Raw genomic sequence first — 12553 nt, 5'->3', positions numbered from 1 at the left:
TTACGTGGCACGCGCGGCACCTGACGGTTCAACGTTGTTCGTAACCTCGATCGGACACGCTGTTAATCCTGCTATGTACCGGAACGTGAACTACGACCCGGTTAAGGACTTCACGCCGATCGGGCGCATATTAACGGCCCCTAACGTGATGGTGGTGCCCAAGAGTTCGCCGTTTAACAACGTCAAAGAGCTGATTGAATTCGCGCGGGCAAACCCTGGTAAGTTAAATGTCGCATCGTCAGGAATTGGGACTTCAGTGCATTTATCCGCCGAACTTTTCAAGCAACTGACAGGCACAGATCTGACACATGTGCCGTATAAGGGTACAGGCACTGCGATGCCCGACCTGCTCGGTGGTACCACCCAGGTGATGTTTCCAAACTTGCCCAGCGCCTTGCCGCATGTCAAGCGTGGAGACCGAAAAGCGTTTGGCGTCACGACCAAGGAACGGTCGGGTGCAGCATCAGATATTGCAACGCTGGCAGAAGCCGGTGTACCCGACTACGACATGTCGACGTGGTACGGTCTCATTGGCCCGGCTGGCATGGATGATGAAATCGTGAAGCGTCTCAACGACGTTCTACAACAAGTCCTAAATGAACCCGCAGTGCGAGAGAAACTGATCTCCCAAGGTGCGGATCCTGCTCCGGGGTCGCCCGAAGAGTTTGCTCATTTCGTTGAGGCGGAGACAAAGAAGTGGGCCAGTTTAGTGAAGGAAGCGAAGCTGGAGATTAACTGAGGCCTTTGCCCTGAGTTATCAAGTCGTGAGTCGGGGTCGATCATCGATTTCGACTCCAAAGCTTGTGATGAATTAGTCGGGCGTGTATGAACCGCTGCGGATCTTATCGCCCGACTCAGCGATTTCTGAGGACTGGCTGAAAGGGTCGTCGTCGAGGCCTGGCTTAAACCGACCGGCCTCCACGGAGCCCGGGGCGATTCGCTGTCTCCAGACAAAAGCTGGCAGCGTACTCGGTTGGTTGCTACATGCGTAACATCATTCCTGCGCGATACGACGCCGCTCCGGTATCGTGACCGCTGATTCCGGCATCGCGATCGTCGATTCCGTGTCCCGGGAAATCGGTCACGATAGACCGGAATCACTGATCACGATAGGCCGGAATACCCAAGCGTCGACGGGATTACGAGAGAAATGTCGACTATGGGCGCTTGCTGACCTACGTATGGGAAGACGTCCCATTCTAGGAATGATTGGGCGGCATCACCCACTCGTGGGAAAGTCGACAATGGCTGCTGTCGGACGTTTCGCGCGTCGAAAAGTCAACGCAGGCCCTTTGAGTGATTTAGCGCGACGGGAACACCCGTCGAAGTTCCTGGTTCATGCAGAATATAAAGCCAACTTTAACGCCCCGACATTGCCCAGGTCCCAAGTGTGGCGGTATATCTTGGAGCGCTGTCCATTTGGAAGCGCGCTTGAGAGAGGGACGCTCCAGCCAAAGCACCCGACGGTGCCGGGGCGTGCTCTGTCCTGGGATGGTACAAAGTCTGCCATTACTTCTAACTCAGCACAGGTCAATGAACGACATTTGATCTTGCTTCCATCCGTGCGATTCTTTGGTTGGACTCCGCTACGAAGGAAAGCGCATCGTCAACCGCCCGGCATGCGGCCTTGCTAGAAGCTTCGATTTCGTCAAGCAGATTCAGCACTTCCCTCTCTGCGGACCTCGCGGTCATAGCGTCAAGAGCCCACAAGATTAGTTCGCTTTCTTTAAGCCCAAAGAACTCGGCCCGCTCGCGCAGTGTATGTTGCTGTTCGGGCGAAAGATTGATCACGAGATATTGAGAAGGTAGGGGCATACGTAATGGTTCCCAGCGCGCTAGCGAGTTTTTATTGTGGAACTCGACGCGAACAATTGCAAGGGCCCGTAGTATCACATTTACTAAACAAAATATCTCGTAGCTGGGGTGAAAAAGAGTCGTTTAGCCTACCCGATGGCATTCAGGCAAGCATTCACCCACGCACAGTACGGCAGGCTGAGGACTGGATACGCCCCCGGCCTGTCACTGGTGATTCGATGAAAGTGACTTTGTCCGCCTCTCAAACACTTCTGTCTGCTCGTTCGCTCGGCCTTCGCGTCGAGCCTAATGGCCTGCCAATGCAATAAGCAATCCCCGTTCACAATACGCTGGCGAACTTCACGACTATTGTCGTATGACGTGCGCTTGAAGGCGAGGGGCGTGCATCGATGAGCTCTATCCCATCATTTATGGTAAGAATACTGTGTTTTAATACAGCATTTATCCGCCATGAAACGCTCACCCCTCACCGGTGCCCAGCTTCGCGCGATCCAAGATCGTAATATAGTCAATGCTGACGCCTTGACGCTCCTGCGCGAGATCAAGCGCCTACGTGGCATATTGAATAACGCCTGGCAAGTGTTCGATAGCTTGCCGGCTGAGCCCCCCAATTCACCGCTGGCCTTACTAACTCGCCTAGTCAATAATGAGCCGAGCGTAAAAGAATCGCGCGCGAAGTACGAGCGCATTAGCGGGATAGAGCGCGAACGGAGGTAGAGCAATGTGCGGGCGAATACGGCCCGCAGGTAACGACATGCAATATGGGGAGACGTTGCGGCTGATCTGCGGACGGGGAGTTCTCGGTGTCAGACGACAGATGTTAGCGAGCCTATCATCGGTTGAAGGCACCCATGTGTAACGCCTGATGCTCGGTATGCACAATACCGCTTCCATCTAAAGATGTGGCTCGAGGCTATATCGTCGGCGTGGGCACGCTGGAATTTCGCGTGGGCATGTTGGTGCCCTCACCGTACTGAAGACGTTCATCTCGATTCCTGGCAGGTATCGTGTCAAAGAGAAAGCTATGTGCACCGTCGAATTTGATGAAGCCAAATCTTCCCTATCCAGCTTAGTTGAAGCCATTGAACTGGGGAAAGCCCTTGAAATTACCATCACCCGCCACGGCCATCCAGTCGCGAAACTGGTTCCGATGGATCCAATTCCAATTGGCCACCGCATTGGCGTCGCTAAAGGAAAGTTTCACGTCCCCGAGACAATAGACCGCTATAACGAGGACATTGGAAAAGCCTTCAGCAAGAAGTGATGATGCCTCTTACGTTATTTAAAAGAACACCTGGCGCAATGGATCTGCTCATCGAGAACCAATAGGGCCGGAGCGGCGTTCTAGCTCGCAGAATGTCATGCGCGCGTGATTCGCCAGCTCTCCATGGTCACAGTTATTTTGTCGTCGGCTAGCTCGAAAGTTGCCACGCGATCTACTTGCGGTATGGCTGTTGATTGGAGTTGCGTTAAAGATCTTTTAAGACGTCGGCGAAACTCGCGTAAGTCGCAGCTGGATCCACTATATTTGTGAAGATCAGTCACTCGGGAGGGATACGGCTTCGCATGGCTACTGAAGAAACCGGCAAGCCAAGCCCGAAGGCCGGCATGCTTGGAAAGGTCTTCAAGATGGACGCTGGTCCATGTGTACGGGCCGAAGAGCGTTGCTATTGCTTCACCGATTCGAAAGCGAATTCTGGCGTGGCGGTGCAGAGGGCCGCGGTCATTGTCGCTGGTGGCATGGTGCTCATCTATCGCGATCTCAATAAGCTTCGATATGGGAACATCCCGCCTATTTACTCGAATGCGGGTCTGTGCGGAACTGAGACGGATCAAACTATTGAGAATCGAGGTGTACACATTGGCGCCGTGCGTTCCCGAGGTCAGTTGGGCTAAACGCCATAACGAAATTTCGATCCAACTGGGATTTGTCGCTTTCGATAAAGGCCTGTCCTCCTCGTTGTAGTGACTCAGCAGTGCGGCGAAAACGCGCCTATCGACAGTACCTAATCGCGGGCCCGTCATGACGACTGCGGCGTCGCCCATCGTAGCAAGGTGTGCGTCGCACAGGTCGGTGCCGGGGGTAGCCGCAGCGAATAAGGCCGATCGAAGGAAAATATTGGGCAGTGAAACTTCGCCGGGTCGACAGGCAGGTAAATAGACGTCGTCTCGCTGTCGTACGGCGCGCCGCTGCCGTGCCTGCCGTCTCTCTTGTGCCGAAGCATTGTCCGCCAAATCCAAGATGGGCTCGGCGTTAAACTCGCGTAGCTTTGCGTCCGCTAATTTATCCAGTGTCGTTGCGCCGTTCCTTAAATGCAAACTAGCTTGTGCGTTATCCGCGCTGCAAGCGGCGTTCATAGTAGCGGTGGCTTGTTCTCGGAGCGACAACATGTCCCTTTTGACTGACTGTCTTTTAAGCATGGTTCAAGCTCCGAGGGTGCTTATACTGTGGTAAGTCTGGTAATAGATGGACCACGCCGTATCGTGTTTCGCCCCGCGGCCATGGCGGAGTGATGGACCGTAAGCGGGACGGCGAGGTGGTGCATAGTCGCTGCGACATATGGTTATCTCCTAAGGGTTGATAACCTGTATAGCCAAACCATTGAGTTCCGGAGCTCAAATTCAAGCAGGGTAACTCACTACAGTGCGCGGGCGCTCCACGGCCGATTTCCGGAAAGCTCATGTCTCGTCTCGATTGTGTTTATCGACATTGGCACGGTAGAAGGCCTATGATCGTTGATTAAGTCCGATATAGCGGGCGACTGTACTTACATTGAGGCGATTGCTAAGAACGCAGGTTGACGTCGAAACACACATTTGTTGACGTGCATGTCGATTTTTCACGACTTCACAACGCAGGGATCGTGACAGCGCAACGTGGATATGGTGACGGAGAAACACGTAGATATTTTCTTAACATATTGATATTTAAGTGGTTTGTCGAGCGTAAGGCCGCCCTAATCTTGTACCCCTATAATCGTTTAAGACGTTTATCCGGCGCTGCCGTACCAGATTCGGACTTCCAGCATCGCGCTCTAATCGTCGGCCTGCCACTTCACAACGCGTTTCTACTGGCTATCCTGGTAAGCCATTTGTACAGCCTGGTGACATGAGCGTTTTGTGATTTTCGAATCGATAGCGGGCTCTCGCCGCGGGCAACGGCGCGTTGTAGAACTGAACCGTCTTTTTCGCACTGGAGCGAGCATCATCGACGGCTTACCAGGGATGGGCGGGGTTATGCACGCCATGTCCTGAATCAGACCAATGGATTGCCCAATGTCCCCGTTTAGTGCTGAGTGAAGGCCGCCGTTGGGCAATCCTTTAGGTTTTCCGGATTCAATTTGACACCTAGCGACGAAGAGGACGAATCTTGATTCGTCCGTAGCGCGGTATATTGTTTCCCCCGCTGCGCCAATCGACGAGCAGCGGGTTTGTCGGCCCCTGTTTTTTGTCGAGGTGAAGCGCATGGCAAGCGCATTCCGAGACGACCGCGGACAGGCATGCATCATTTATCTTCCCGGCGGCTCGAGGAACGGACGCTATAGAGCTCCCGGTCATCGTCGGCGACGGGCGGAAGCGGCTCGTCGTGACGTCGCACCGCCCCGCGAAGAACGTTCAGTACGTAGCCCACCGGCGCACCAACAGCTGTTTGCACTTTTAACAATGATTAATTGCCTTCCGTAATCAATCGGCCGCCTTGTGCCCTTTCATTTTTACGTAAAAACTTCAACGCATGGGCTTTAAATTTCGACTTCGACATGCGAACTTTTATTTACGTACTTCATTTCAAGGCCCTGGCCTGCGTGACGCACAAGAGCGTGTACCGGAAAAAGGTAAGGCGACTCATTAAACGAATAGCTTAGTTTTTGAAGCGCTCGACGATGGCTTGAACTTTCGTCTTCAAGGGCGGCATGGGCGAAAGTTCGTCGGCGAATGCGCCGGCGATAGATTTGGGAAGTAATACCACTTCTACGCCCAGGCGATCGGCGACGGCTAGGAGGGCGACGACTTTTACATCAGATTCGCCGCACATCACTTTTGTCAGTGCTTGCCGCGAAATGCCTGCTTTCTTCCGAAGTGCCTCATCTGTTATCTCAAGCCGCTTTGCTTGCTCCCGGAGTGCCAGCGCGATTTCACTGAGTGTTGTAGGCATGATTTGCTCACCAAAGCAGGATAAATAATGCTACGGTATTGAACGGCGAGAATCAATCGCCGTGAGGGCGAAGGCGTCGGTTTGAGCTGCACATATTTGGCGTTATACCGAAGTTACATTCCGTTGGTATAACTTCTCGATTCCATGGAACGCCATCTGATGCGCCGAGCGAATTTCCGCACTGCCTGTGTCGATTGTCATTCAGTTCGCAAGCTAGCGTCTGCGGGAAGGAAAGGCTCCGGAAATTTCATCTGGGTGAAAGAGGATAGGTAGGTTCAAATCTGAGCGACCGACGAATTCCATACCTAATGTTGCTTTGCCGTAAGCTATCGACCTTTATACGTGCGACGTTCCAAAGCTCGATATCAATTGGCAACACACAATTTTCAGCTTCGGTGGCGTTTCAGGTTGCCGAATTGCACTGAGTTGGCAATCCGTACCACGTCTTTACTCCCAATGGCCATCGGTCGCATAGCTACAGTTGAATAACCTTTTGGAAACGCATTGATCAAAATGAACCTTGATGCCGCTTCGTCGGTTCTAGATTGCTTTCGTGGCCTTCCTGACTTTCCGGCTTTTGAGGCATTTGCTCGTGCTCTTTGGCAGGATGAAGCCGCTGTCATGGTTGGTGCGGGCTTTAGTCGTGTTTGCACCCGCGAGAAAAGTAGCCCAGCTCCTCCACTCTGGGGCGATTTCAAAACAGAGATGGCAGCCGCCTTACGCTACGGCCAAGGAGAGGGGCCTGATTCTCTGAGATTAGCCCAGGAGTATCAAACGCTTCACGGTGAAAATGGGTTGGATCAATTGATCCACCGTCTGATTGCAGATGACCAATGGGAACCGGGTCCACTCCATAAGCAGCTTTTGGAGCTTCCATGGCGGGACGTGCTCACGACCAACTGGGATACATTGCTTGAGCGCACGAAACCCCGAACCCCAGACAGAATCTATAGCTGTGTGAGGACCGTTCAAGACATCGCGCATCGGGCCAAGCCCCGGATAGTAAAGCTGCATGGATCGTTACCATCCCATAAGCCCTTCATATTTACCGAAGACAACTATCGCAATTATCCGGTGCAATTTGCGCCATTTGTGAACCTCGCACAACAAGTAATGCTCGAGCATGACCTTTGCCTGATTGGCTTTTCCGGCATTGACCCAAATTTTTTAGCCTGGACAGGGTGGGTTCGCGATACCCTCAGTGTCTCTGCTCGACGAATCCGGCTAGTTGGTGTATTGAACTTATCCCCGGTTTCGAGGACGCTACTTGAGGGGAGAAATGTAACTCCTATCGATCTCGCGCCACTCGTATCAGCCTTGCACTCCGACGAGCAACACGAGAAGGCACTCGAATTATTCTTTACGGCGTTATTGGCTTCAAGGCCGCCTTCACCCTATGCATGGAACCTGGCTTCCAACACTGTTTTTCAGTCGAATGAAGCAAACGAAAAAGATCGCCCGACTCGTGGGCAAATTGTAAAGGCATGGGTAGAGGACAAACGCATATATCCTGGCTGGATAACTAGCCCATACCGAGAAGCTCAACAGCTTCGGTACAGTTTCCCACCGGTGCAACAAACGAACGAGTCTGCGGAGGCTCATTTGCGCTTTGCTTTAGAGCGGATTTGGCGCCATCGAACGGCTGCAATCTGGCTCAATGTCGAAGATATGGAAAGTGCCGACACTCATTTCGGGAGCGCGGAACAAAGCTTATCGAAAACAGAGAAAACTGAACTTTGTGCCTCAATTGCATCGGAATGGCGTCGCTATCAAAAATGGGACGAATGGACGCGTTGGATGGCTAGATTGAACACAATTGGAGGCGAGGAGGCAGCACTACATCACGCATACGAAACAGGGCAGCACGCCTTAATAGATTGGGATGACGATGAGGTTCTGAGCGCCGCCACTGCTCTCGATAGTGACGAGCCGATCTGGATGATGCGGCGCGCCGGGTTAATGGCGACAGTTTTTCGACACCGCGAGGCAGCAGAGCTATATGAGGCAGCGCTCCGTCGCATCCGTCAGAAACTGCTATCAGCTCCAAAATCCGCTTGGCTGATTTCCTTGGAAGGATGGGCTGCTCTTTTCCATCGAGTATCTTACCTTGCATTGAGCGACGATCGTAGTTCATTTCCTCAGGATGAAAGTGACGAAACTCGAATGCGCCACGTTGCAGCAAAGGCCGATCCTTGGGATACGATTTCCCGCCTCGAGAGGCTCGCATCGGAAAGAATCGATCGGAATCGCAACGACGCAGAGCAATGGCAGCTCTCGTTTAAGTCTGGTCGATATCGTCCAGGCGGCACCATCCGACTCAATGATGACGACGAGTGTCCATTCTATAGCCTGCTCGAACTAATTGAGCGGACTGGAGCACCCGAACGCATTGCGAGTTTCAATCTATTCTCTACCCGCATGGAGACAGCATACCGAGCGATTACAAACCGTGACGAAGGTGATCTCCTGGCCTTTTTCGCTCGATATCGCGGGTCAGAACAAAAGGTACTCGATTGGATCATGCCACGGATGCAAGTCGCGCGTCTGAGCTGTGCTGCAATCGAACACTTTGTTTGTGTGATCCCACGACGCGTAGACAGGCTTGCTAAATTGGAGGATCGCCGGGCGAACGAGGATCATCTCGTGTTTCTTCTAGCGCTCCTGGCGAGGGTCGTTGTTCGATCGCCACCAAAACAAGCCTTGGCGACCTTTGAGTGGATGATTGGCCTGCTTGCTTCTACCGCCCTCTGGTGGCGAAGTTACTCGGCTTGCGCCGCAGTCTTGGAAGGGGCTATTGAAGCCATGGAGCCTGATGAACGCCAGAAAGCAATGGGGTTCGCCTTGGACATGAAAACGCCGGGCGAGGCGGGGGCACGAGGAATCGAGAGAGACTGGCCGGAACTCTTTGACGAATTTTCTGATGAGGACGTACGGAATTTCAGCGTTTCTTCGCACGCCGTTGCTCGAATTGATACATTGCTCAATTTAGTTAAGGACGGTGCGGAATTAGACAGGGGCAGAGCCTTAAGGAGGCTTAAGGTGCTTTATCGTGCTGGCAAGTTAACTTCGGATCAGTCTGAAGCACTCAACTCGGCCATATGGGCACGTTGCGGTGCAGGTGGGTGGCCGTGCGATACTCAATTGCATCCATGGGTTTTTCTGGAACTACCCGGCGAGAATCGCGCAAACGCATTGTTTCTTGAGAAGATTGTCAGCGGGGTGGCGGATGGCCAAATCGCGCACGAATTGTTGATCAACCTCGACGCGGGTTTAGAAAGAATTAAAGTTGTTGTTCCCAAAGATTTACTCGTCCTCTGTGTCAAAAGTTGTCTGGATTGGGCGCCCGATGCGAGAGAAGATAGACATCCACTCTCCTGGGCTCTGTCGGGAGACGATTCGCGTGACCAAGCGACGGGACGTAAAATTGGTGAGCTTTTGGCGCGAAGCTTGCTAACACGCTTAGATGTTAAAGACTTGCCCGAAGATATCGCTGAGCGGTTGATAGATACCGAAAGGTTGCCGCATATTTCATCTCTGGCCGCAACAGCATTTCAAGTCGCTCGCCTATGGCCGAGTTATCAACCTCGAGCCTTTGTCCTAATTCGGTCTGCGATAGCCAGCCGAGATCCGATACGCGTTTATCCTGCCTATATTGCAATGAGGCAGTTTATCGAAAACGCTTCGGCTCAGTCTGGCGTCCCTCGCGAAATTGAAGAACTTTTGCTTCACGCTTGTGAACAACGGACGCAACCAGGATTGAGTTCTACGCTTGAACTGTTGGGGGATATGGTCGAAAAAGATCAATTGAATGACTATGGGCTTGACCGCCTTTCGGGTGCATTGCCTCATGTGCTCAAGGAGTATCGTTACGACCAAAAGAATTTGGAAGTTCCCTCGATGGCCGATCTGCCCGCTGTTCGCAAGGAGGTCCATCGCCTCTCCAAGCTTCTGGTGGATCGCTATGCAGGTTTGGAGGACTTGAAATCCGAACTTCAGAATGATGTACTACCAGAAGTTCGTTTTGTTAACTAAATAGATCGATGCTAAGTGCTTCCGGGGCACATGATCATCCAGATTGAAGGAATAAAAAGCCTATCCTGCACGCCCGTTTGTTCACCATCATTGCGGTGCCCTCCCGTTTATCGACTAAACGTTAGGATATCCAAAACGTGCGCATTTCGGGGAGTTTTTCAACACAATAGGTCGAAACCTGCCTTTTCAGTGCATCGCCACACCTCATGCCTGCCTCAGCCACCGGGCATTGGCGTACATACCGCCCAAAAATTGCAGGTGTTGCGGGTCGGCTGCTCGTTGTGGGATGTAGGCCAATCGGATTGCTGGCCATTGCGACCGACAAGGCAAGTGGCGCGACGCGCATTGTGGCCAAGGATCTGTTACCGCAACAGCTGGAACAGGCGCGGACGGTACCGCTTGACTTGTTCGAGTGGTTATGCTACATAGGGCTCGCAATCCTTGCCGTGAGACAGCCTGCGCGGCATTGAACCTTAGAGCTTCAGAATAGCCTGACCGAGCGAGGTCGAAATGAGCAACCGCACCGGAACGATCCGTCTGTTGTTTTCGCGAATCCTGCTTTTGCTGGGTCTGATTTTAGGTTTAACCGGCTGTCAGTATCGAAATCTAGCCGCTGATACTAATTCGGAATGTTTGCCTAATAAAGGCAAAGATCACTTCACGAACAAGCGGTTCGATCCGGGGAGTGCAGCTCGCCCGTCGAAGGCTCCCATTCTTAAAGTCATTGAATTTACCGGTAACGGCGAATTCGTTGACCGTTGTCAATGGAGCGATTTGCTCTACGAGCTAAGGGGAAGCCCGGCACGGCAAGCGCCCTCTGATCGGTCGAAGTTCATGGTCTTGTATGTGCATGGGTGGAAGCATGATGCGTCGGAAATGGATCTTGATCTGCAAGAGTTTTCCGCACTTATCGCTAAGCTGACCACGTCCGTCGCTGCGTCTGATCCTGTAAGCGATGTAATAGGCGTTTATGTGGCTTGGCCGGGTCTATCCACGAAGGTACCGGTCTTAAACAATCTTAGCTTTTGGAGTCGCAAGGGCGCAGCCGACAGAGTCAGTGCAGCAGCCAATTTCTCAAAGATTATAAGTTCCATTGCGAGTGTTCGCGTTCAGCGCCATAACCGCAACGACTTCATCGTTGGAATAGGCCACAGCTTTGGTGCTCGCATTCTATTCTCGTCGGTCGCGCCTCTGTTAATGCACGAACTTCAGATGAAACACCCTGGCTTAATTCGACCGTCTTATCAAAATATCGATGGAGTGATCGACCTTACGATTTTGATCAACCCAGCGTTTGAGGCTACGCGTTTCACCGCGTTTCACGCCACTCGGAGGTGGCAAGAAGAGTTCGGGAAAGATCAGGAACCAATACTGCTTGCAGTCTCAACCGCTAATGATCAAGCGACAAAGGTGGCCTTTCCTATTGGCCAGGTGCTGGGCTCTAGGTGGGACGAACGAGAACGCACGACGTTAGGCAACTATACGGAGTACATCACCCATCGCCTCGATCGATCCCCGCGCTCAGCGCTAAACGCCGGAAATAAACTTCCTTGGTATAACGACTTCTGCATTGAGAAACTTTGTTTGTATAAGAAACCGAAGCCCGGCGATCAAGAGCGCAATCCATTTATTGTGGCGACCACGACTGGTGACGTGCTTAACGGCCACAGCGATATTTGGAAGGATTCGTTCCAGACTTGGCTCTGGGGATTTATCGAAGTCGTTCGTAAACGGAAGGCAATCGGCGTCGTTGATAGCGCACCGCTCGCCGCGCATTAACTCCGCTCGCTCCGAGCAGAAGCTCGCGGGGCTGTTGCCCGCTTTCGAGATTTATTTTTTCAGCAGGAATGCTTAGGCGGAATCACCCCGCCGGTCATAAACAAGCAGTCTCGAAGTCGGAACGCTAAGAGCATGGTTGTTTGCTCAGCAGACGAATTTTTGATGGTGACGTGCTGTGGTGACGGGCGCAGATAGGCGAGCGGTGGTACGTGCGTGTTATCAGGAACGAGGCAACTAAGGGGATGAGCGCATATCTGTAGATCACTTCCGAATTCGTTGGTTCCGCGTGCGAAGTTGAACGCCAATCGTTCTGGTGGATCGATTCTCTCAGGCTTGATTTATTTTCTGCATTTTCAGACAGCCCCGGTCAAAAAAATAGACTTTCCAGTGCACTGGTGCATTTCATGTCATCAATCGCTCGTGCAAACTCGCTGGGTGGCATCTGCACCGTTAGAGGCGTAAAAATAGACTGTGTTTTCGGGGCATGTTTTTTGGCCAAGTTATGCTTTATTTTGTGCCGTTGGGCCAGGATATGGTTTATCTGTCTCTCGCGACGAGTCAATTTAGCCGCGAATAATACGGTTTCCGACGGAATATTGGCCAGTTTATGCTTTATATCTGGTCACTTTATGCTTAACTGCACAGGCGGCTCTTCCCCATTAACGGGGGATGGGCATTCATCAGACACGGTTGATCACACCGTTCCAACCGCATTGAGCCAAGACTCTCATGCGGTAATTCTCAAAGTTCCTGAAGCCATATGCACGGCGTGAG

Annotated in this window: 8 protein-coding genes; 5 read left to right on the top strand and 3 right to left on the bottom strand. The window is 52.4% G+C overall.

All coding sequences use genetic code 11. The features are described from left to right. Positions 1–739 (top strand): Bug family tripartite tricarboxylate transporter substrate binding protein (locus CR155_RS20265; RefSeq protein WP_143705225.1); only part of this gene is annotated, 739 nt, incomplete at its 5' end. Positions 740–1530: 791 nt separating this feature from the next. Here CR155_RS20265 and CR155_RS20260 read toward each other — a convergent pair. Then, positions 1531–1815 carry a hypothetical protein gene (locus CR155_RS20260; protein ID WP_102071867.1) on the bottom strand — a complete coding sequence of 95 codons (285 nt, stop codon included), beginning with the start codon at positions 1813–1815 and terminating at the stop codon, positions 1531–1533. A 450-nt stretch (positions 1816–2265) separates the two neighbouring features. On the opposite strand from CR155_RS20260, the gene CR155_RS20255 reads away from it, so the two are divergent. Beyond that, positions 2266–2532: a hypothetical protein gene (locus CR155_RS20255; RefSeq protein ID WP_102071866.1), complete on the top strand. Its 267-nt coding sequence runs from the start codon at positions 2266–2268 to the stop codon at positions 2530–2532. Between the two features lie 307 nt (positions 2533–2839). Beyond that, a complete protein-coding gene (locus CR155_RS20250; protein ID WP_102071865.1) occupies positions 2840–3079 on the top strand; it encodes a type II toxin-antitoxin system Phd/YefM family antitoxin in 240 nt (79 codons plus the stop codon). A gap of 95 nt (positions 3080–3174) precedes the next feature. On the opposite strand, the gene CR155_RS20245 is transcribed toward CR155_RS20250, so the two are convergent. Together CR155_RS20245 and CR155_RS20240 are read right to left on the bottom strand one after the other, a co-directional pair. After that, a complete protein-coding gene (locus CR155_RS20245; protein ID WP_102071864.1) occupies positions 3175–4236 on the bottom strand; it encodes a replication initiation protein in 1062 nt (353 codons plus the stop codon). A 1438-nt stretch (positions 4237–5674) separates the two neighbouring features. After that, positions 5675–5968 carry a helix-turn-helix domain-containing protein gene (locus CR155_RS20240; RefSeq protein ID WP_102071863.1) on the bottom strand — a complete coding sequence of 98 codons (294 nt, stop codon included), beginning with the start codon at positions 5966–5968 and terminating at the stop codon, positions 5675–5677. Positions 5969–6481: 513 nt separating this feature from the next. On the opposite strand from CR155_RS20240, the gene CR155_RS20235 reads away from it, so the two are divergent. Together CR155_RS20235 and CR155_RS20230 are read left to right on the top strand one after the other, a co-directional pair. Further along, positions 6482–10000: an SIR2 family NAD-dependent protein deacylase gene (locus CR155_RS20235; protein WP_233214435.1), complete on the top strand. Its 3519-nt coding sequence runs from the start codon at positions 6482–6484 to the stop codon at positions 9998–10000. Between the two features lie 510 nt (positions 10001–10510). Next, a complete protein-coding gene (locus CR155_RS20230; protein ID WP_102071861.1) occupies positions 10511–11779 on the top strand; it encodes a hypothetical protein in 1269 nt (422 codons plus the stop codon). Positions 11780–12553: the final 774 nt, after the last annotated feature.

Origin of the sequence: Pollutimonas nitritireducens, assembly GCF_002849615.1 — a bacterium.
GTDB lineage: Bacteria > Pseudomonadota > Gammaproteobacteria > Burkholderiales > Burkholderiaceae_B > Pollutimonas > Pollutimonas nitritireducens.
This window is presented reverse-complemented; position numbering and strand designations above follow the sequence as displayed.